Annotated in this window: 22 protein-coding genes; 5 read left to right on the forward strand and 17 right to left on the reverse strand. The window is 42.6% G+C overall.

The window, feature by feature from the left end:
• Positions 1-14: 14 nt before the first annotated feature.
• From MSG36_RS05415 to MSG36_RS05480, 14 genes are all read right to left on the reverse strand, one after another.
• Complete coding sequence (locus MSG36_RS05415; protein WP_019824863.1) at positions 15-1019, reverse strand: tetratricopeptide repeat protein; 1005 nt, start codon at positions 1017-1019, stop codon at positions 15-17.
• Positions 1016-1987: a type II secretion system F family protein gene (locus tag MSG36_RS05420; protein ID WP_048605605.1), complete on the reverse strand. Its 972-nt coding sequence runs from the start codon at positions 1985-1987 to the stop codon at positions 1016-1018. Before MSG36_RS05420 ends, MSG36_RS05415 begins: the two co-directional genes overlap by 4 nt.
• A gap of 3 nt (positions 1988-1990) precedes the next feature.
• Positions 1991-2956: a type II secretion system F family protein gene (locus MSG36_RS05425; protein ID WP_048615562.1), complete on the reverse strand. Its 966-nt coding sequence runs from the start codon at positions 2954-2956 to the stop codon at positions 1991-1993.
• 9 nt (positions 2957-2965) lie between these two features.
• Positions 2966-4417: a CpaF family protein gene (locus MSG36_RS05430; protein WP_048605609.1), complete on the reverse strand. Its 1452-nt coding sequence runs from the start codon at positions 4415-4417 to the stop codon at positions 2966-2968.
• Positions 4418-4450: 33 nt separating this feature from the next.
• Positions 4451-5671 carry an AAA family ATPase gene (locus tag MSG36_RS05435; RefSeq protein ID WP_048605611.1) on the reverse strand — a complete coding sequence of 407 codons (1221 nt, stop codon included), beginning with the start codon at positions 5669-5671 and terminating at the stop codon, positions 4451-4453.
• 26 nt (positions 5672-5697) lie between these two features.
• Positions 5698-6195 (reverse strand): TadE/TadG family type IV pilus assembly protein, encoded by a 498-nt coding sequence (locus MSG36_RS05440; protein ID WP_248366628.1) that lies wholly within the window; start codon positions 6193-6195, stop codon positions 5698-5700.
• The gene (locus MSG36_RS05445; protein WP_048605615.1) at positions 6195-6623 is read right to left on the reverse strand and encodes a TadE/TadG family type IV pilus assembly protein; all 429 of its coding nucleotides are present in this window, start codon (positions 6621-6623) and stop codon (positions 6195-6197) included. Before MSG36_RS05445 ends, MSG36_RS05440 begins: the two co-directional genes overlap by 1 nt.
• 2 nt (positions 6624-6625) lie before the next feature.
• Positions 6626-7891 carry a pilus assembly protein TadG-related protein gene (locus MSG36_RS05450; RefSeq protein WP_048615567.1) on the reverse strand — a complete coding sequence of 422 codons (1266 nt, stop codon included), beginning with the start codon at positions 7889-7891 and terminating at the stop codon, positions 6626-6628.
• A gap of 16 nt (positions 7892-7907) precedes the next feature.
• Positions 7908-8204, reverse strand: coding sequence for a hypothetical protein (locus tag MSG36_RS05455; protein ID WP_170960817.1), 297 nt, complete (start codon positions 8202-8204; stop codon positions 7908-7910).
• Positions 8167-9621, reverse strand: a complete 1455-nt coding sequence (locus MSG36_RS05460; RefSeq protein WP_048605622.1) for a type II and III secretion system protein family protein — start codon at positions 9619-9621, stop codon at positions 8167-8169. Before MSG36_RS05460 ends, MSG36_RS05455 begins: the two co-directional genes overlap by 38 nt.
• Before the next feature lie 8 nt (positions 9622-9629).
• Positions 9630-10379 (reverse strand): Flp pilus assembly protein CpaB, encoded by a 750-nt coding sequence (gene cpaB, locus MSG36_RS05465; RefSeq protein ID WP_048605624.1) that lies wholly within the window; start codon positions 10377-10379, stop codon positions 9630-9632.
• Positions 10372-11721 carry an AAA family ATPase gene (locus tag MSG36_RS05470; RefSeq protein WP_248366630.1) on the reverse strand — a complete coding sequence of 450 codons (1350 nt, stop codon included), beginning with the start codon at positions 11719-11721 and terminating at the stop codon, positions 10372-10374. The genes cpaB and MSG36_RS05470 overlap by 8 nt, the downstream gene beginning before the upstream one ends.
• Positions 11722-11758: 37 nt before the next feature.
• On the reverse strand, positions 11759-12289 hold the full coding sequence (locus MSG36_RS05475; protein WP_060982603.1) for an A24 family peptidase: 531 nt from the start codon (positions 12287-12289) through the stop codon (positions 11759-11761).
• A gap of 157 nt (positions 12290-12446) precedes the next feature.
• Positions 12447-12617, reverse strand: coding sequence for a fimbrial protein (locus MSG36_RS05480; RefSeq protein ID WP_060982604.1), 171 nt, complete (start codon positions 12615-12617; stop codon positions 12447-12449).
• A 194-nt stretch (positions 12618-12811) separates the two neighbouring features.
• Between MSG36_RS05480 and MSG36_RS05485 the strand changes: the two genes are divergently transcribed.
• The 3 genes from MSG36_RS05485 (at position 12812) to MSG36_RS05495 (ending at position 16572) form a co-directional block, all read left to right on the forward strand.
• Entirely contained in the window at positions 12812-13555 is a 744-nt protein-coding gene (locus MSG36_RS05485) for an AraC family transcriptional regulator (protein ID WP_248366632.1), read from the forward strand.
• An 83-nt stretch (positions 13556-13638) separates the two neighbouring features.
• Positions 13639-15327 carry an AMP-binding protein gene (locus MSG36_RS05490; RefSeq protein ID WP_061018708.1) on the forward strand — a complete coding sequence of 563 codons (1689 nt, stop codon included), beginning with the start codon at positions 13639-13641 and terminating at the stop codon, positions 15325-15327.
• A gap of 339 nt (positions 15328-15666) precedes the next feature.
• Entirely contained in the window at positions 15667-16572 is a 906-nt protein-coding gene (locus MSG36_RS05495; protein ID WP_248366634.1) for a LysR substrate-binding domain-containing protein, read from the forward strand.
• Between the two features lie 147 nt (positions 16573-16719).
• Here the strand turns inward: MSG36_RS05495 and MSG36_RS05500 are convergent, their stop codons facing one another.
• The gene (locus MSG36_RS05500; RefSeq protein WP_248366636.1) at positions 16720-16926 is read right to left on the reverse strand and encodes a DUF1127 domain-containing protein; all 207 of its coding nucleotides are present in this window, start codon (positions 16924-16926) and stop codon (positions 16720-16722) included.
• Between the two features lie 103 nt (positions 16927-17029).
• Here MSG36_RS05500 and MSG36_RS05505 point away from each other — a divergent pair, with 103 nt between their 5' ends.
• Together MSG36_RS05505 and MSG36_RS05510 are read left to right on the forward strand one after the other, a co-directional pair.
• A complete protein-coding gene (locus tag MSG36_RS05505; RefSeq protein ID WP_248366638.1) occupies positions 17030-17980 on the forward strand; it encodes a LysR substrate-binding domain-containing protein in 951 nt (316 codons plus the stop codon).
• Between the two features lie 45 nt (positions 17981-18025).
• Positions 18026-18238, forward strand: coding sequence for a VF530 family protein (locus MSG36_RS05510; RefSeq protein WP_012604684.1), 213 nt, complete (start codon positions 18026-18028; stop codon positions 18236-18238).
• Between the two features lie 169 nt (positions 18239-18407).
• On the opposite strand, the gene fusA is transcribed toward MSG36_RS05510, so the two are convergent.
• Both fusA and radA read right to left on the reverse strand, forming a co-directional pair.
• Complete coding sequence (gene fusA / locus MSG36_RS05515) at positions 18408-20495, reverse strand: elongation factor G (RefSeq protein ID WP_048612295.1); 2088 nt, start codon at positions 20493-20495, stop codon at positions 18408-18410.
• 235 nt (positions 20496-20730) lie between these two features.
• On the reverse strand, positions 20731-22110 hold the full coding sequence (radA, locus tag MSG36_RS05520; protein ID WP_017058826.1) for a DNA repair protein RadA: 1380 nt from the start codon (positions 22108-22110) through the stop codon (positions 20731-20733).
• Positions 22111-22179 lie beyond the last annotated feature (69 nt).

Here is a 22179-nt window from a genome sequence, read left to right on the forward strand (position 1 = left end):
CCAACATATAGTTACTACTGCTCCATCTCTCTCACTTCCGCTAGTGCTCGGTTTAAGTTTTCATTCGCTACTTTGTAGTAAGATGATTTTTTATCTATGGCCTGCTGTAGATAAGGAACAGCCTGATCGGGCTTTCCTTGTAAGATCAGGAAATAACCGACATTATTCAACGCTTCTGGGGCGTCCATGTGCCTCATGAATACGTTGGTTGCCTTCTTAATATCCCCTGAGGCCAAGTAAATAAGCGCCAGATTATTCTGAGCCTTTTCATTATTCGGCTCTAACTCTAAAGCTGAACGCGTGTACTGATACGCTTCCTTGTAGTTACCATACATGTAGTGGGAGTAGCCCATATTCAACAAAGCTTTGACTGAGCTTTTATCTATCGTTAGTGACTTTTTGAAGTACTCTTGTGCGATCTGATGCTTTCCGTCAACATCTTCCAGTACACCAATCCCCATATAAGCTAATGCTGGAGACATGCTGTCTACCTTCAAACTGGCCACTTCACTTTGGCTCAACGCTTGGTAATTTTGGATTGTTTCACTACTTTTTAAACGAACTTGGTCTGAATTTATCGCTTTAAAGAAATAGCTTCGACCTTCATCGGTACGGCGTTGCTTTGTATACAAAACACCTAACTGCTCCAATACTTCGGTGTGGGCTGGGTTAAAGTCTAGCGCTGCTAGGTAAGCTTTCTCGGCCAACGCATAATTACCGCGAGACGAATGTATTTGGCCAATAGTGAACAAGGTTTTATCGTGAAACTCTTTTTCAGGGAAGGACAAAGAGCGTATATATTCATATAAGGCCAAGTCTATATTGTTGTCTCGCAGAGCAATGTCACCGCGCATAATTGCTTCTTTTTCATTTAGCGGTGGATCATCACTAGTTAAAGAATCGATTGGTTTGCCAGAATACAATTCTGCATCAAATTGATTGGTCGGTTCATCCGAAGAAGCACAACCAAGTAGCAAAATTGGCAACAGTAGTAGAAGAAACTTATTGTATAACATCATAAACTTGCTCCCGGCGCAGTTAATGCGTCCATTACGATCAATAGTCCTGGGCCAAGTGCGACAATGAAAAAGCAAGGCCAAATAAATATCAACATGGGGAATAACATCTTAGTCGGTATTTTCGCCGCAATTTCTTCAGCGGCTTGCTGACGTTTATCTCTAAAGTCTTCTGTATAATCACGGAGTGTTTGCGCTAAACTCCCCCCCATTCTCGACGCATGGGAAAGCAAAGAAACCAAGCCTTCTAATTCGACTAAACCGGTTCGTTCGATAAGCTGCCTAAGCGCATCAGGCATAGTGACACCCGCTTGGATTTTAGCAAACACAGTCTCTAGTTCATCTGCAAGCTCCGGCTGAGAGACATAGAGCTCAGATGCGACACGGCCAAGGGCTGCATTAAAACCAAGCCCAGACTCAGTACACACAACAAGAAGATCAAGCGCATCAGGGACACCATTTCTTATTTTTTTCTGACGCTCTTTTTGTAACTTGTTCAGAACAATATTTGGCGTGAATGTTCCGAGAAAAACACAAGTCATGATGAGCAAATTATTGTAATCTCCGCCCAACGATATGTAATAGACCATAAAAGCAGCGACGATGCCTATTAAGCTAGATAAAACCTTCAACGCATAAAAAACTGATAATGAACTCTTCTCATGGAACCCAGCATGCATCAGCTTTTCTGAGTAAGTTTCATTATCCTTTTTGTTACCTTTACTTAAAAAAGGGCTTAATGATTCAAGCGTATTTGAGAAATCATAGGGTTTTCGGCCACCGACACTTCCCTCTTCAGATATTTGTCTTAGCTTCTTGTCTAAAGGAGATCGAGCACCTAAAAACAGAAACCCAACAGTCAATGTTAACAAGACAGTAGTGAGCAAAATCATCGCATAAATAACTACTTGAGAGCTGATCCCAAACTCTTCTAACATCTGCTTCCAGACTTCAATATTGAGTAGTTCCATAAGTTAAATCTCTATGCTGATGATCTTTTTAATCCACAAGGCCCCGATGGCCAAAAGAACAATACCGACACTGACCATCGATAAACCGCGTGGGTCTTTATAAAGTGGCTCGATATACTCTGGGCTAGCTACCCTCAATGCGAAAAACAAACCGAAAGGCGATAACGTTAATATCCATGCTGATAAACGACTTTCAGCAGAGAGTGTTTTTACCTTCCTTTCCAGTTTGAAACGCGCTCTAAGTACTTCTGATACCTTTTGCAGGTTCTCAGATAAGTTACCCCCGGTCTCTTTTTGCAACATTACGGCACTAGAAAAAGCCAACATTGATACGGTGGGTACTCGCTCTGTCATCTGTAAAATCGCTAAACGTAAGTCATAACCATAATTCAGTAAGTTATAGGTGTTCTTAAATTCGGTACCTATTGGGTCAGGAAGCTCTTCGCCAACCTCATTAAATGATTGAACGAGCGGTTGCCCTGCTTGTAAGGCACGTCGAATAATATCCAACGCCTCAGGAAGTTGTTCTTCAAATCGAGCCATTCGGTAGGTCACTCGGTTTTGCACAAACAAGTAAGCAATAACCCAAACGAAAATGAATGCAGCTACACTTATGAACCACACTTGGTTAGTCATTATCGATATCAATGAGAGCAGCACAGCGCAAAGAGAAATAATCAGTAAGAATCGGCTTAATGCCACTTTCATTCCTGCAAGTTCCAACATTTTTTTCAAGCCCGCGAAAAAAGAGATGACGATGAGCTTACGGTCCAGCGGGGAAAGTTCTTTGTTATAGTGTTCTTTGAGTAATGACAAACTCTCTGCATCGATATTACGTTGCGTCTCTTTCAAGCGGCGAGACAGCTCTTTATGCTTCGCTTTCTTACCTGCAGCAGGTAACAACAACGCTTGGGAAATAAAAAGTACTGCGATAAACAATAGACCTAATGAAACGCTTACATTGTCCATAATCTCTCCTTAACCTTTGGTCTCACTAAAGAGCTCGAAAGGCAGATCGAGTCCACGTTTGACTAACTGGTCGTGGTATTGAGGCACAACCCCCGTTGCAGTGAAATAACCGATAATATTGCCATCTTCATCAATACCTTTACGCTGAAAACGGAATATTTCAGACATCGTAATCACTTCACCTTCCATGCCGTTGATCTCTTGGATACTCACCATGCGACGCTTACCATCTTCTTGGCGTTCCATTTGAACAACAAGGTGGATAGCCGAAGCTATTTGAGCTCGTAAGTTTTTGGTTGATATGTTCCACCCAGCCATCGAGAACATGTTTTCGACACGACTCAAGGCATCACGAGGGGTATTCGCATGAATGGTAGCAAGTGAGCCGTCATGGCCCGTGTTCATCGCAGCCAGCATATCAACGGCTTCGCTACCACGAACCTCACCAACCACGATTCGGTCAGGGCGCATACGCAGGGTATTTTTTACGAGCTCTCGCTGGCTGATTTCGCCTTTACCTTCTAGGTTTGCAGGGCGAGTTTCTAAACGAATGACATGAGGTTGTTGAAGTTGTAATTCCGCCGAGTCTTCTATGGTAATAATTCGTTGATCTCTAGGAATAAAGCCAGAAAAGATGTTAAGTGTTGTCGTTTTACCAGAGCCAGTCCCTCCAGAGATTAAGATATTTAATTCACCTTTAACCGCAGCTTCGACAAACTTAGCCATCTGAGGAGACACTGAGTTATAGTCAATCAAGTTATCCATAGTCAAACGATCGACAGCAAAACGACGGATAGAAACAGAAGGACCATCAAGTGCGAGAGGTGGGATAATCGCATTAACACGTGAACCATCAACTAAACGGGCATCTACCATAGGTGACGCTTCATCTATGCGACGGCCAACCTGGCTGACGATACGGTCAATAATGTTTCTTAAATGGCGATCATCAAGAAAAGTATAGGGTGTTTTTTCAAGTTTACCTTTTCGCTCCACGTAAACACTTTTAGGGCCGTTGACCAATATATCTGACACGGTTTGATCGGCTAATAAAGGCTCCAACGGACCCAGGCCAAAAACCTCATCTTCTATCTGTTTGATAACCCGCTTACGACCTTCTGCACTCAGAGCATGGCTACCATCTTCAGCCATTAGCTGTACGATAGCTTCGTGCAAATCTAACTTCGCACGCTCTTTCTCCAAGCTCGAAAGTAATCCTAAATCCAATGTCTCAAGCAACTGCTTATGAAAGAAGTGTTTGATTGACAGTTCCTGCTCTAAAATCTTTCGAGCCTCATCAATCGCCTTTTCCTTTTCAACGCTCGCTTCAGTATTCCTAGAGTGACTAGACACCTCAACATTGGATAAGCGGTCAACAGGATTGGCATCTTCTGAATCATGCGAAATCTGTTCTACTTTTTTTTCAAACTCTGGATTTACATTTTTTCGTTTAAAGAACATCACAATCCCTCGTGTTTACTTTTCATCAACCCATTATGAAAACAACTTTTTCAGCCACCCTTTCTCTTCTTGTTCTGGTGGTGATAGAACATGAGACAAATCGATGATAGAGCGAGTAATAGAGCTTTTCTTTCTCGACTGAACTAACGGCTGCCCCAAGTTGGCACTCTCCAGCGCAACTTTAAAATCGTTAGGCATAAGATGTATATTGTGATTACCCACCGCCTGCTCTACATCTTTTAACTTAATTGAATGTCGCTTTTCATAACGATTGAGAATGACCTCTATTGAGTCGCTTTGTAGGCCATATTCAAACTTCAAAGACTTAATTAATCGACTGGTGTTTTTGACTGAGACTAAACTTTGTTGCAAAACCAAAAGCACTTTCGTCGCAGGTGATATTGCTGATGCAAACACGTGGTCTAAGCCTCTAGACAGGTCAATGATCACATAAGGGTAAAAACGACGCAGAATTGGAAGTAATCTGCCAATTTTCTGAGCCTGTTCGAAATCATCTGCGTTATTTTCATGCTTAAAGCTTAGAACATGGAGACCCGATTCGTGTTTATTTACCAATGACCCCAAAGACATTTCATCCAAATCATTAGAACTGTTGATCGCATCCGAAACACTATAAGTGGGGGTTATGTTCAAATAATCAGGTATCACGCCAAATTGAAGATCGATATCGAGTAAAAGCACTTCGTTAGGATGTTGCGTGGCCATTTCAATGGCAGTATTTAACGCTAAGGTGGTTGCTCCCATCCCTCCCTTAGTGTTCAAAAACAAGATAAACTCTCCGTAACTGGAGTTCTCAAGCTTTTCAGAGGCCGTTTTCTTCAAGAGTGGCAGTAGGTCTGATAGGGTCACATTGTGAGACAAAAAATCTGAAGCTCCTAAACGCAGTGCGATTTTTAGTGACCCATTATCACTTTCATCACCGAGCACAACTAAAGACAAGTCCTTGTCTTCTAAAGACAAATCATACCCTTGCAACTCAACCATTTTTTGCGCCCAATTCCCGTGAGCTTCAACGAAAATAAGCTCTGGAACATCCGCACTTTTTAAGTACTCTTCACTCATTGCCGCAAGAGAAAACGACGTCACATGAACATTTCGGCATTTTTTTAGCTCTTGACTCATATGCGAGTGAAAACCGTCAGTACTATGGACTAACCAAACCTTTAGATTCGTTCTTAAACGAGTCATATCCTTATCGTTTTCATTCGGCGTTATTTTGATCGCTTCCCCCATACATTTATCTCCTTTTAAATAACCGCTTATGGGCATCTATTCCATATGTTAGGGCTGGTTTCAGTTTGAGGCCTCACCACTCCCAAACTTTCTGCTGGTAGTATTGTTTCAAACGCAGGGGCTGCAAGAAGTCCATTATTTCCTAAAAAGCTTAGGTTACTGATTAACTGAATGCCATAGCCCGTAGCCCTAGCACGCACAAATTTAATATCACCAAAGTTCGCTTCAAAATCAGAAGCAATCTCTCCCCCACTCGCGTCTAAGTAAGCCACTTCTAAGTTCGCATTAGTAAACCCAACAAGAGGAATATCATCCACCACCATTCCGGCAATATTATCTCTATCTAAGACGTAACAGACCGTCGCTAACCTAGCAGCCTTCCTAGTCGCCTCACTGACCATTTGCAGCGAAAATATATAGGCACCCAACGCTAAAATGAGAAAGAGCAATAGAAAAATTAACGATGAGACTAAAGTGAACTCAATAATGGCCAGCCCTTTGATTCGTCTTTTAAGCCTTTTCATCACAATACCCTCATCACCGAAGTGACACTTAACGGAATAGAAAAACTTGTGGCGGATAAAGGAATAGACAGAAACAACGGCACATAGTCATATGTCACGCTTACTCGCACATAGCTGTCAATAGAGGGTGGTGTTACTGTTACATCTGATGTCGTCAATGTAGATAGTACTGCCGTCCCCACGCTGCTCTGACCGTAAACCACCACATTTTGAATCTCCGAAGTTGGTGCAATAGTGCCACCTTTAGTATCGTAAACCTCACTAACAGCATATCGTGCGCCATTTTGCACAGATTTAGAGATAACATTGTAGTGAATCAGAACATTGCCAAGCTCGATCACCAAACCCAAAAAAAACAGTAACACGGGGGTCGCAATGACCATCTCTACAGCAGCAAAACCACGTTGATGTTTATTAGATAGTGTCATAATTACGACTCCCCGCTATCAGGATCTTTATACAAAACAATCCTGTAAGCCCCTTCGGTTGTCGACTGATTACTACCAGAGCCACCAGTGACACTGCAAGAATGTATAAACTCACCAAAAACGGCGGGTGTACCTGCGTTACTGGTCGGTGCTTTTTGCAGCAAGAAAAAGCAGCCAATTTTATTCACTGTAAATTCCGTAGCACCGCCACTTTTACCTGAGCAATCCACCATAGGTATAGGTAAAATTCTGCGCCAAGCAACACCATTAGATGCGCATCCAGAACCGCCACTTGCTATACAAGCATTAGTATCTAACTTATATTGAGCGTAATCGTAGCTCTCGTCGAAAGTTATCTCTCCGGTATTGGCGTCAATCGTTATTTCATTGGTAGGTTCTGTGGTCACATAATCAGAAGGGTAATCGGATGCCGATAAGCCACCGCCATAATCACCAAAACGAGTATTCAAACCATCACCTGTCGGGCCAACCGTACCACCTGGTTTGGTTGTGATATCTTCACCAATTTTAACTGGCTGATCATAACTACCACCTAAGCCTTCTTTGATTGTTTTACCACCGGAACCAAAGTCCAACAGGTGGTAATTACCATTGCCCATTTCAGATAAGCTATTATCTCCCACCTTCAAGGCATGAACCGTCCCTACCTCATAGCCAAATACATTGGTTATCTCTTCACCGGTCTCATCATGAAAGCCGTCTTCTGGGGAAATGTCGTTATCTGAGGTGCCATCACCAATACACACCCCAATGGGTACAACATTATTATAAGCTAAGCCTGAACTCGGACCTGCAACAGCACTTGCCGATACCACTTTTTCAAGACCAAACAGTTGAATAAAGAATTCATCCATCTCTAGTGCATCTACACGAACACGCACATAAACATCATTATTTGCACCAAAAGTTGCACTGCCAGTGAAGTCCTGTGGATCATTGGAATAATCAATGTTTATAGAAGCAGTAGAGAAATCAATTTCTTGATTCCCAGTTGAAGCTGCCATGGCATTGAGTGCCGTACCCACTTCTGCGTCTACAGCATCTTTATCTTTACTATTGTCTAATATGGTTGCGGCAGCCAACGCTGCAGAATCGACTGCATTTTGTAAGCGCGTTTTATTTACAACCATATGGTTTATGTCTACAGCTAGCGCTGAGACAGCTAAAAAAACCAGCAAGGCAGCGGTAATCATCACCGCAACTAAGCCTTGTTGTTTCTTAGGGCTTTGTGATACTCGATACAACATATGAGTACCTCCAGATTTAGTTAAAATCTTCTAAGATCTGGCTACTACTTCCGGACAGATCATTTTCACCTCTGCCAACATATCTGTCGTAACCAGTCTGCATCCGCTCCCCTGTACCATCAGGTACTTCGAGTAAATTCTCTTGGGTCGCATTAGGGTTATACGTTTGCTCTGTTTTCACTAGTGCTACCGAATGCCCTAAACGAGCATCGTTCGCACAGCCAACCAATAACATTGCGAGAAAGATCATCATTATTTTAGTCATATCTATCCCCTTATAAATCATGGCCAAATGAGCCTTCGCTACCACCATCGGTCGGTGATATATCCTGTGAAGCTTGAGATTGTTCTGAATCAGATTCAGACGGTTCAGCGATGTAAGCGCTTCGGCCTAACAAGTAATATTCCAAATCATTAGGATCAACAAAGGCATCAGTTGGTAACGTTACTTTCGTTCGGTCAATAGGTTTAGCGAGTCGAGGAGTAACAAGAATAACGAGCTCTGTTTCACCAGATACATACTCTTGGCTATTGAAAAGCTGACCTAAAATCGGCACATCGCCAAAGCCTGGCATCTTGTTACTGATGTCCCTAACATTCTCACTCAACAACCCCGCAATACCGATGGTTTGACCGTCGGCTAACTCAAGCGTCGACGATGCACTTCTTCGGGTAATTGGAGGGATAAAGTAAGTCGCATTGGTGGTACCAGGATCAATCGTTAACGAGCTACTATTGGCAATCTCACTCACATCAACCGCTAAGTTTAGGTTGATTTTTTTGTCACTCAGTACCGTTGGGATGAACTTTAAACCCACACCATATTCTTTATATTCAATGGTAATACCATCTTCGTCAGGCACCGGAATGGGAAATTCTCCCCCCGCTAAAAACTCAGCCTTTGAACCGCTTAGCGCGGTTAAGTTCGGTTCAGCCAAGACTTTTGCCACACCATTTTGTTTTGCTACGTCCAATGCGAAAGTAAACAATGTATTGCTATCAATGAAAGAACCTAAAATGCCGTAATCGGTAGAGGTAGGAATATTGAAAATTGGGGTTGCACCTAACACTCCGGCAGGGACTGAAGACGCCCCCCAAGAAAAGTCAGACCCACTGGTTTGGAAGAAATGGAAGTTCGCATCGAACTTTCTTACCAAGCTTCTTTGAACCTCGGCAACCGTCACCTCTAACATGACCTGCTGAGCCCCTCCGATCGACATTAAATTAATAACACCTGTCGCTGCAGCTTGTTCACTTCCGCTTTCTTTTGATGCGTCAGCAGCCTGCCCTGACGAATAGGTTTCTGCGATTCGCATTGCCACATTCATTTGTTGTTGGTTGCTGACCTGACCGCTCAATAATAGACGGTTTTGCGCACTGTGCACTTCGATAGTTTCATCAGGAAGGAACTCATATAATTTAGCTTTAAGGCTATTAAGATCATGAGTAACCTCAATGTTAATAGACTCAATTAACCGACCTCGAGAGTCCCAAGCCATTAGGTTTGTCGCACCTAATTTTTTACCAATTAAAAACACTTCATTTGATTTTAAAATTACAATATCTAAAACTTCAGGATCACCAAGAGAAACCTTCGCCGCTTTTCCCGACAGCACGACATGCGTAGATTTATGATGTGGAACCGTGACTGTTTTTCCCGTTTGTAACGCCGCCACACTGGCCGTCGAAATACAAATCAGGCTCAAAACACACGCAATTAATATTCTCATATTTCACCTCAATCCTTGACGCGCACATTAGATGTTTCTGTACCTTTGATAATGGTGACACTCGGTCTAGGCACATATCGACGAACCACTTTTTTCTCAACTTCATGTGGGTTTCTCAAAGTCAGCTGAATATCGCCTTTGCTTTTAGCCGTGAGAAGTTTCTCTGCCTCTTTCGGCGTCATCTCAAGTGTTACCGCTCGTACAATAATCGGACTGTTTTCTTTCGTTTTAGCCGTTTGGTCGACAGCCAAAACCTTAATGTCTTTTAATACTGTTTGAGTCGCTGCAGAATTTTTCCCGTAAGAAACCGTATTAAGAATATCAACCTTGTTACCCGGTAATAAGAAACCCGCCACACCAATAACATCATCAACACGTATCGTTACCGCACGTTTATTTTCAGGGATAAGAGCTGCAAGCGTTGACCCTTCTCCTGGTACAGTAAATCGTAACTTGTGAAGCACCTCTCCCGCATAGACAGTATTCGCAACAACCTTGCCAATCAGCTCTGCTTTATCCGAATAGTTATTTTCATTAATCCAATCAACTTCCATCAATCTGGTGGTTAAAAACTGATCCTCGATAATAGTTCCGGCTTCAATTTCTTGTGATGCGACAACAACGGGGTGACGCTCGACCGTTTCAACTTCAACGGTTGGCTGAACTTGATCATCCATCCACTGCTTAGCAAAAAATACAGCCGCTAAGCCGAATACTACGGACAGCAAAAACAGTAGGAAAACTTGACTCTTATTCATTATTCTCTTCCTCGTGTCCATCAGAGGTAAAATAAACTTCCCATGCCATGGAAAGAATATCGAATGTGATAACAGGTGGGAGTTGCTCAAACGAAAGAATGTCTTTGCTTATACCAACGAGATCTTTCGGTAAACATGGGAAAAGTGGCACTTTTAGAAGCGTGTGCATTTGAGACAAACGCTCAAAAAACCCGTCTTGAAGCTCTACCTCTTTATCAGCAACGACACTCATCCATAAAGCTTCATAATCTCGCTGATTAAGTGGCTTGAATTCAATCTTGTAACCCAAACGACGTAAAAAGGCAGGATCGCTTATTTTCTTGGGGTTTAGATTGGTAGAAAAGGCAAGAGTTAATACAAATGGCATCGTTATCTGCTGACCATTAGGCAGCGACAAATAGTCGAATGAGTACTCCATCGGTACAATCCAACGGTTAAGAAGCGCATCCACCGGCATGGGCTGACGACCAAGGTCATCAATGATAAAGATCCCATTATTTGCCATCATTTGAACTGGGGCTAACCAGACACGACTATTCTCTGAATGATTAACTTCAAGCATATCCATAGTTAGTTCTCCCCCAACCTGAATATTAGGCCTTTCACAATTAAGCCAACGCTTGTCGTACTGATCTTTGAGGGAAATGCTTTGATCGCTGCCGTTACTATCCAACGGTTTATGATGTTGCGCCGAGAACACCTTGATAATGTTACCTAATGCATAGACTGCATAAGGAATAAATACAGAGGTGTGCAAAGCATTCACAATACGGCTCGCGACAAAGGTTTTACCAGTACCAGCGTGCCCATATAACAACAAAGCACGTCCAGAATTGATTGCAGGCCCTAGCACTGAAATCATTTTGTCGACACCATATACATCATCCAGAGCAGCTTCGACATGTGGTCTAGTGACTAGCTCTACTCTCAGGTCTTGCTGTTTGACCACATCACTGTATTGGTCAAGCGAAACTGGCGCGGGCCCTAAATAAGCATCACGTTTAAAGGCAAGATCAGCTTCTTCAAGTCCTTTCTCAGAAAGGGAGTAACGGACATGACTATGGGAGACTGATGAAAGAGAAAGGTCTGAGGTAGGTTGAAACACCTCAATTAATGACTTCTTCCTCAAAACGGCTAGAGCACTTTCCACTATATGGGTAACAACACACAAATAATTAGAAAGCTCTAACACATCTGACTTAGGGTAAGCAGACAAATGCTTGAGTACGAGGTTTTCAATAACGACTTCAGGAACACCCAACATATCAATAGATGTAGGAACGGCCGGGGCTGAAATTTGAGGCTTCAAAGTTGTTGGAGCAGTACGCCCTATAATATCCATATATTATTCCTCTCCACAAAGCTAACCAACAACAGGTTTAAGTAAAGTAGCTATACATCGCTAATCCCATAACAACAGAGGGTGCAAAAGGCATTGTCACCTTATTTGAATACCTAGCGTGCAAACTAGTACTTTCATTTGATACTGGTGCTACTCCACCAAGCACAATTAGCTTATTTTCAAAATAGCCTTTGATACTAAGACTGTTCGAGTTGGAAAAGTTATATAGCAAGTAGAAAGTCCCGATCACTCCAGCAGAAAGTAAGATAAAGTACGATGCATCAAGTAATTTCCCCCACCCGAGATACATCCCCACAATACCTAATAGCTTCACATCTCCTGCAGACATAGCTCTTACAAAATATAAGAGTAATCCAAAACAAAAAAACACCACGAATCCAACTAAGGACATTAAAAAAACATTAAAGGTGTAATTGCTGTTAAACATTGATAAAAAGTACACAAACAAAAACAATATCAATATTTTGTTTGGTATACGATGTTTCTCAACATCGTATACCGAAACTGCAATTAGCAATGCCCAAAAAACCGAAGGCTCATTAATCATATATTCAATTCATACACTCGAAAAAATGCTCTGGATTTTACTTAGTAAGGCTGTTGCCATCCCAGAAAAAACCAACCCGATTGCAATAACAAGTAAAGCAGCAGCAATAATGTAGGAAACCGAAGTAAGCCCTCTTTGCTGCTTCACTACTTTTCGGTCATAAACCACTAACGATTGTATTCAGTTTGGTTGCAAGGGTATTCCCTAAACCAGAAAATACAGTTGTCATACCTAATACTAATAATGCTGCACCGATTACATACTCGATAACAGTCAACCCTTCTTCATCTTTCATGAATTCTTTACAATTATTCAAAAACTTATCCATGAGAACCTCTCCTTGATTTACATATCAGGCTTTGTTTACCTGTAAACTAAATCTAGAGGTGAGAGATATATTAGGTTAGGATTTTCTTGCCATTTACTTGCACTTTTTTGTGGTACTTCTAATCTAATTATTATGCTTCGTAATTTATCTATTTTTTAACTCACAATTTAATATGAAATAGAGTTGGTATTTATATGAAAGTAGTCACACCTTTATTATCAGATAAAGACAGTGAATTTAATACTGTTATTATCAATAAAATAAGCCACTACTTCCTCATTGAAAATCATAAGCAAGATATATCTATAATCAGTAACTTAGATGTCAGACTGGTATTTTTTATCTTGAATAGACCGGATAAACTTCAACTACTTACAATGGCATTATCTATTTGTGAAAACTTGAACAAGCGAATAGTCATTATTTGCTCGGATCAGTTACCTAATATCGTTCGAAATCATAAGAATATATTTTTCATTATCGAAACAAACAGTAATCATCTGACCAGTATATTCGAAGAACTCAAGCGTAAAACACAGCATATCTTCGAATCCCACTTCGATCTCGACAGAGACATAAATAACAACAATCAACTGCCTACCAAATTGTTTACTTCTGAGGTTGTTAACTATGTTATGGATAACATAAACAAAGAAATCAGAGAAACGGAGATCGCCGAGAAGTGCCATTGTTCAACAACCTACTTTTCGAAAAAGTTTCATCTACACTTTGGGGTAAGCTTTAGAGACTTTGTTTGTGACAAAAGAGTTCTACTAGCTAAAAAGTTGATTGAGGCGGATACCGAGTCAAAAATAGCTGTAATTGCCTATCAATGTGGATACAAGGATGTGTCGTATTTTTCGAGAATTTTTAAGAAAAGGACAGGTGTAACCCCAGCGAGTTACAGGCGTGCCTGCACAGATAACAGAAAACGCTAATTTTACTCCCTAAAAGAAAAAATCATGGTACATTTAACATGATTTTAACAAAAATAACTTAGCGAAAAACATGGAGTTAGACAATGATTCAGCCTAACGAGTTTAGCCAAGAAAACGCAACAGCTCTCCCAACACCAAATGAAATGATCCTAAAATGGGCACAAGAACGCCCAAATGAGGTCTATTTAAAACAAATTATTAACCGCCAATTTGTCGAATTTACTTATAAAGAAGTAGCCGACAAAGCACTGAAACTGGCGTCAGCGTTAGAAGGACTCGGAGCCCAACCCGGCGATCGAGTCGCTCTCGTTTCGAAAAACTGTGCAGAGTGGTTTATCTGCGATCTTGCCATGATGTTAGGAGATTTTGTTAGCGTCCCAATCTTTCCAACAGCTGGTGCAGATACCATCCAATACTGTATTGAGCATAGTGAAAGTAAAATAGTGATTGCAGGTAAACTAGATGATCCTACTGCTACCCAAAAGGTATTGGATGACAATCCGAACTTGATCAGCATCTCTCTACCATACGATACGGCAGCCAAATGCCAACACACATTTGAACAGCTGATCGATACACATGAACCATCCACTAAACGTCCTCAACATCACGACGACAAGCTAATGTCATTAGTGTATACATCAGGCACCTCTGGATTACCAAAAGGGGCAATGCTTACATACGGCGCCTTTACATGGTCAGTTCAAAGGCTGATCGACCATATTGGTATCCAACCCGGTGATCGCCTGTTTTCTTACCTACCGCTTGCTCATATTACAGAACGCGTTTATATCTTTGGTTCTTCAGTAATGGGTGGCGTGGTCACGGCTTTCCCTGAGTCTTTAGACACGTTTATTGATGATGTGAAAATGCATCGTCCCACTCTGTTCATTTCAGTTCCTCGTTTATGGACGCTGTTCCAGCAGCGAATCCAAGACAAATTGCCACAGAAGAAACTGAACTTCTTACTTAAGATTCCGTTTATCAACAACATCATTAAGAAGAAGCTTGCCGATGGCCTAGGCTTGGATCAAGCTCGTGTTCTTGGATGTGGCTCTGCGCCTGTATCACCCGCTCTACTTGCATGGTATGAAAGTGTTGGTCTACACATTACCGAGGCATGGGGAATGACAGAGTCTTTCGCCTACAGCACGATTAATCACCCTTTTAGAGCTGACAAAATTGGTACTGTAGGTAACGCAGGCCCGGGGATCGAACTCAAAATTGCTGAGGACGAAGAGATTTTGGTTCGAAGCAAAGGCATGTTCTCCGGTTATTACAAAAATGACATTGCAACCCAAGAGTCTTTTAACTCTGACGGCTGGCTGCATACTGGTGATATTGGTGATATCGACAGCGAAGGCTACCTAACGATTCGTGGACGTAAAAAAGATACCTTTAAAACCGCGAAAGGTAAGTTTGTGGCTCCTGTGCCAATCGAAAACAAACTTTTTGAGTATAGTCGTGTAGAAATGATGTGTTTGATAGGGCTTGGCCTACCAGGTCCAATCCTACTTGTCGTACCGCATGACTTCCCTAATTTTGATCGAGCTCGCTACGAAAGAACCACAAAGCGAGTCATCGAGAAAATGAATGAGCAGCTTGCCTCTCATGAGAAGATCAAAGGCGTACTAATGATTAAGGAACCATGGAGCATCGATAATGGTGTTCTTACCCCTACTCTCAAGATAAAGCGACACATACTTGAACAAAAGTACCACGAAGTCGGACACAACTGGCCAAAAGATAAATTGGTAGTTTGGGAAGAGTAACCAAAATAGAGAGGGAGCCATTATGGCTCCTTTTTTTGTAAGCTCACATTATAAGTACTTAGTATAATCCGCAGCATCACTACTCTCGTAATCTAAGCCGACATCCTTTCTCATTCGATGACTTAACGATTCCAAGCAAACAACTTGTCTAGATTTAGTCGGCTTCCTCACCTTAGTATTATCATTGATTTTAAGTACCTGAGTAACAAATATACCGACCCAGCAGGTTATTGCTTTCATGTTCTCTCTCTTGTATTCCCTGTTTATTTATCGCTATTATGAAAACAACCTGTTCGATAATCGAACAACCATTATTAACAAGGACTATAAGCTGAGATTATGGACAATAGACTGCGTCACCTTTCAGGTCTCCGTTACTTTGAAGTTGCGGGTCGCTTGAGCAATTACAGCAAAGCGGCTGAAGAGCTGTTCGTCACTCAAGCAGCCGTCAGCCAGAAGATTCGACAGTTAGAAGAACAGATTGGATGTAAGCTCTTTATTCGTAAGGGGCGTGCAATGACTTTGACGCATGAAGGGCACACACTTTTTAGACATGTCTCTGATGGATTTCAAGAGGTTCTGCTGGGGTTAAACAAGATCCAATCAGAACCTATTCAAGGGCTGCTTGTTGTTAGAACTCCCCCTTCTTTTGCTTCTCGTTGGTTACTGCCTAGGCTGTGGAAGTTCTCGGTAAAGCACCCAGAAATCCCAATTAAGGTGCTAACAGGGTCTGATACCCCAAATTTAAAACATGGCGAGATTGATGTGGCTATTCTGCAGGGCGAAGATCTATGCGTTGAAGAAGGCTTGACTCTTGAGATGCTAATCAACGAACCGGTTTACCCTTTTTGTTCCCCTGAACTCGCAAACTCTTTGAACTTCACATCACCTGAACAACTCCTCAAATGTTGGCTGATTCAGTTTGATAGCGGTTGTTTCCCGTGGGAGGAATGGTTTAGGCAAGCAAACATATCAACTCAAAGCAGCACCATTCAGTGGATGGAAGTCGGTACCTTTGATATGGGGTTAACCACGGTCATGGCGGGGCATGGGGTTTGCTTGGCAACAGACAGCTTGGCTGGTGACTTCATTGAACGCGGCTTGTTAGTGAAGCCCTTTGATATTGGCATGACACCTGGTGTTCAAGTCAACCTATGCTTTGATCCTAACTCCCCAAGAGAAGAGCGTATTACTGCGTTCACTAATTGGTTGCACGAAGAAGTAAACGAGCTATTGGATAATTAGATCTCAACTACTAATTTCTTAAACAAGGAATAGGCTTAAATAAGCAATGTGCCTAACTCAACATAGAACGGTAACGTAAACCTCCCGACACCGACAAAACTATGTTGAGTTAAAGCAACGTCGAGTTAAAAGCCACGTTGCCTTGAATCACTCCCAAAATGACTTCTTCAGTTCTTTCTCGACTTGTTCCGACGTAATCCCGACATCTCTCAGCAAATAATCGGGTAGCTCAGACAGCTGCTTTCTGGTTCTACGATTTTGAAAATACAGGCATATTTTAGAATAGAATTTCTTAATTGATAATGATGATAAAAATGAATGGTTGGTATTTCCTGTTGCTGTGATCGTATTCATAGCCTTTCTCCTGTTGATCTTTTGCTTTGTTATGGTCAATAATCGACCAACAGAGCAACATCGACAAACGATAGATACTGGCATTCAGTTAAGGAAAACTAATGTGAGAGAACGAACTCCACCATTCCAAGGGATCTATTACTTTTACACGGCGGCTGAAACAGGCAGTTTTAAACTCGCCGCACAGAAACTATTTGTCACGGCTGCGGCTGTCAGCCAGCAAATTCGCCAACTTGAAGAGTGGTTAGGTGCAGACTTGTTTATTCGTCAGCACCGAAAAATAGTATTAACCCATGAAGGCGAAGTACTGTACCTGCAAGCGAAGAAAGGCTTTGCCCATATTCAAGATGGGGTGAGACGCATCAACCAAGATCCTAACCCGACTCAGCTGTCGATCTCTACCGTGCCTTCCTTTGCTCAGCATTGGCTCGTACCGAGAATTGGCGACTTTCGCGATCGCCACCCTGATCTATCCATGCTAATTGAGCCGACCAACAAGCTAGTCACATTTGAAGATTCTAATGTCGATATCTGCGTTCGATACGGTCATGGAAACTACCCAAACATCGAATCACGCTGGTTGATGGACGAGGTCATTTACCCGGTTTGCCACCCTATCTATCAAGACAAACACGGTATCTATGACATCGACGATCTGCATAAAGCGGAACTGATTGAAGACCGTTGGCCTGATATGGATTGGAATCTCTGGTTACAAGTCGCAGGGGTAAAAGCTGGCCGCACATCATTGCAATTTGATGGCTCTCATTTTGTGTTAGAAGGTGCGCTATCCGTTCAAGGCGTAGCCTTGGTTAAGCACAGCTTGGTGTATCGCTACTTGCAGGAAAAGAAACTCGTCCGAATCGGAAACATAGCACTGAAGCCTAAATACAATTATTTTTTATGTGCACCTCCAGGTTACTTCCATCGAGAAAAGATAAAACGATTCGAAGAATGGATGCAGGCTCAAGTTAAATTATTTGGTGATACAGGCAGAGAAGAGCTGTCGATTATCCACACCGATTACGAACTAAAATGGTCGGATAATTCATAAAGCGAAACTGGTATACTTAGCTCAAATAAATGGCGAGAACATCTCATGACACAAGACAATAATCCACTTCACGGTATCACTCTACAGAAGCTACTGACTGAATTGGTTGAACATTACGGTTGGGAAGAGTTGAGTTACATGGTAAACATCAACTGCTTTAAAAAAGACCCGAGCATTAAATCGAGCTTAAAATTTTTGCGTAAAACAGATTGGGCTCGCACCAAGGTAGAGCAGATTTACATCGACTTAAAGCGTTAGTCTCTCCCTGCTTTATCAGTCCCGTGTTGATTAAATACGGGACAACCCCTGTGTCTACTTTTTAGGGACCATATCACATCTCGCATCTCTCGCAGTATGTTACAAGCAATAAAAAGCCCCGCAAGCTTTCACTTGCAGGGCTTTTTTAGTTACTTGAGAAAAGGGCTAATTACTTACCAGCTTCTTTTTCTGCTTTAACTTTTGCAATCACTTCGTCAGCAACGTTAGTTGGACATGGTGCGTATTGTGCGAATTCCATAGAGAATTGGCCACGACCAGAAGTGATAGTACGTAGGTGACCGATGTAGCCGAACATCTCAGAAAGAGGTACGTCAGCTTTAATACGAACACCAGTTACGCCAGCTTGTTGATCTTTGATCATACCACGACGACGGTTAAGGTCACCGATAACATCACCAACGTGATCGTCTGGAGTGAACACGTCAACGTTCATGATAGGCTCAAGAAGTTGCGCGCCAGCTTTAGGCATAGATTGACGGAATGCGCCTTTCGCTGCGATTTCAAATGCGATTGCAGATGAATCGACTGCGTGGAAACCACCATCGAAAAGTTCAACTTCAACGTCTAGAGTTGGGAAGCCAGCTAGTACGCCGTTTTCCATCATAGATGCGAAGCCTTTCTCAACTGCAGGCCAGAATTCTTTAGGAACGTTACCGCCCACAACTACAGAGTTGAACTTGAAGCCAGAACCTGCTTCGCCTGGTTTAATACGGTAATCGATCTTACCGAATTGACCAGAACCACCAGATTGCTTCTTGTGCGTGTAGCTATCTTCAATTGCTTGAGTGATAGTTTCACGGTAAGCAACTTGAGGAGCACCTACAGTTAGGTCAACGCCGTATGTACGCTTAAGGATATCTACCTTGATGTCTAGGTGAAGTTCACCCATACCTTTCAGGATAGTTTCGCCAGTCTCTTCGTCAGTCTCAACTTGGAAAGATGGATCTTCTGCAACCATTTTACCGATCGCGATACCCATTTTCTCAGAACCGCCTTTATCTTTTGGAGATACAGCGATTGAGATTACTGGAGTTGGGAATACCATTGGCTCAAGCGTTACTTGGTGCTTAGGATCACATAGAGTGTGACCGGTTTGCACGTTCTTCATACCAACGATCGCAATGATGTCACCAGCTTGTGCGCTAGTTAGTTCGTTACGGTCATCAGCTTGCATCTCAACCATACGGCCAACACGTTCTGTTTTGCCAGTGAATGAGTTAAGAATCGTGTCACCTTTGTTCAGTTTACCAGAGTAAATACGAACGAAAGTTAGAGCACCAAAACGGTCATCCATGATTTTGAATGCAAGCGCTTTGAAAGTTTCATCTGTAGAAACGATAGCGTGTTCGCCAGTTTCTTCGCCGTTCTCGTCCATTAGAGGTTGAGGATCAACTTCAGTTGGAGAAGGTAGGTAATCTACAACAGCGTCAAGAACGATTTGTACGCCCTTGTTCTTGAATGCAGAACCACAGAAAGTTGGGAAGAACGCTAGGTCACGAGTACCTTTACGGATACAACGCTTGATGTCTTCGATAGAAGGCTCTTCACCTTCCATGTAAGCTTCCATTAGGTCATCGTCTTGCTCTACAGCAGTTTCGATTAGCTCTTCACGGTATTGCTCAACGTCATCTACCATGTCCGCAGGAACATCTAGAATTTCGTAGTTTTCAGGAAGACCAGTGTCATCCCAAACGTATGCTTTACGGCTTAGAAGGTCTACAACACCCACGAATTCATCTTCGCGGCCGATTGGTAGAACCATAACTAGAGGAGTAGCACCTAGAACGTTTTTAACTTGGTCAACAACGTTGTAGAAATCTGCACCCATACGGTCTAGTTTGTTAACGAAGATCAGACGAGATACTTCTGATTCGTTAGCGTAGCGCCAGTTAGTTTCTGATTGAGGTTCAACACCACCAGAACCACAGAATACACCGATACCGCCATCAAGTACTTTAAGAGAACGGTATACTTCAACTGTGAAGTCAACGTGTCCAGGAGTATCGATAACGTTTAGACGGTGACCGTTCCAGAAACAGCTTACAGCTGCTGATTGGATAGTAATACCGCGCTCAGCTTCCTGTTCCATGAAGTCAGTAGTTGATTCGCCATCATGTACTTCACCAGTCTTGTGGATTTGACCAGTTAGCTTAAGGATACGCTCAGTGGTAGTTGTTTTACCCGCATCAACGTGCGCGAAAATACCAATGTTTCTGTATTTCGATAAATCTGCCATTGTCTTACTCTGTTAATAGGATATAAAATGCGCGCAGAGTATATCACAATCTGTGAAGACTGATAGCTTTGCATGCATTTGGGACTAAAAAACTTTGCCTTTTTCTAACATATAGAAAAAGGCAATCTGTAGAAACAATCTAAATGATTGTTTAGTTTAGTGCTAATCTAAAGCGCAATTGGCGTTTTAAGTTAGACTGAATTTCTGCTGTATAGAGTAGCTGAAGTGAGCTCAATTACAACTCATCAAAAGCATTAATTGCTTCTGATAATTTTTTTACGCCATGGATCTGCATTCCAGGAATACCACCTTTAGGCATGTTAGCCGCCGGTACAATCGCTTTCTTGAAGCCGTGTTTAAATGCCTCATTAAGACGCTCTTGCCCACTTGGTACCGGTCGAATCTCACCCGCTAGGCCTACTTCTCCAAATACCACCACATCTTTTGGCAATGCGCGATCTCTGAAACTTGAAAGTAGAGCCATCACCAACGCAAGATCAGCACTGGTTTCGGTTACTTTAACACCACCGACGACATTCACAAACACATCTTGGTCAGCCATTTGTAAGCCGCCGTGTTTATGCAGCACCGCTAATAACAACGAAAGCCTGTTTTGCTCTAGGCCGACAGCGACACGACGCGGGTTAGCCAGCTGGGAATAATCCACCAGCGCTTGGATTTCAACAAGCAATGGACGAGTGCCTTCCCACACAACCATCACCGAACTGCCCGAGGTTTCTTCTTCACCACGAGACAAGAAGATCGCCGATGGGTTACTGACTTCTTTTAGTCCTTGGCCTGTCATGGCAAACACGCCAAGCTCATTGACTGCACCAAAACGGTTTTTGTGGCTGCGCAGTGTTCTAAAGCGGCTATCGGTTCCGCCATCCAATAGAACAGAACAGTCAATAATGTGTTCAAGCACTTTTGGCCCGGCTAAGGTGCCGTCTTTAGTTACGTGTCCAACTAAGAACACAGCAACGTTATTCTGTTTTGCGTAGCGCGTTAATGCGGTTGCCGATTCACGAACCTGAGCAACACTGCCCGGTGAAGACTGAACATCAGCAACGTGCATAACTTGGATGGAGTCGATAACCATGATCTTTGGCTGTTCTTTTTCAGCAACCTGACAGATCTTATCTACGTTGGTTTCAGAGAGCATCTTTAGGTGCTCTTTTGGTAATCCAAGTCGAGAGGCGCGCATTGCAACCTGCTGTAAGGATTCTTCACCTGTTACATAAAGAGTCGGCAGTTGAGAAGAGAGCTGACACATGGTCTGCAATAATAGTGTTGATTTACCCGCGCCTGGGTTACCACCAATCAGGATCGCAGCACCAGGGACAACACCACCACCGAGTACGCGGTCGAGTTCTTTGAAGCCACTACTAAAGCGTGGTACTTCTTGTAGATTAATTTCAGATAATGTCTGAACGCTCGATTCTGTTACTGCACCTGCATAACCAGATAATCTTTCATTGCGCGCTACTTGAGGTGAAGCGGCTAACCTAACTTCTGTAATCGTGTTCCAAGCACCACATGCGTTGCACTGCCCCTGCCAACGTGGAAAGTCAGCACCACAGTCATTACACACATAAGCTCGTTTTGCCTTAGCCATAAAACCTCAATAATTTACTCAGTTACACAATGATGTTGTCAATTTGTGACTTATTTGACCGTACGGGTG

Origin of the sequence: Vibrio sp. 1CM8B, from assembly GCF_023161685.1 — a bacterium.
GTDB lineage: Bacteria > Pseudomonadota > Gammaproteobacteria > Enterobacterales > Vibrionaceae > Vibrio > Vibrio coralliirubri.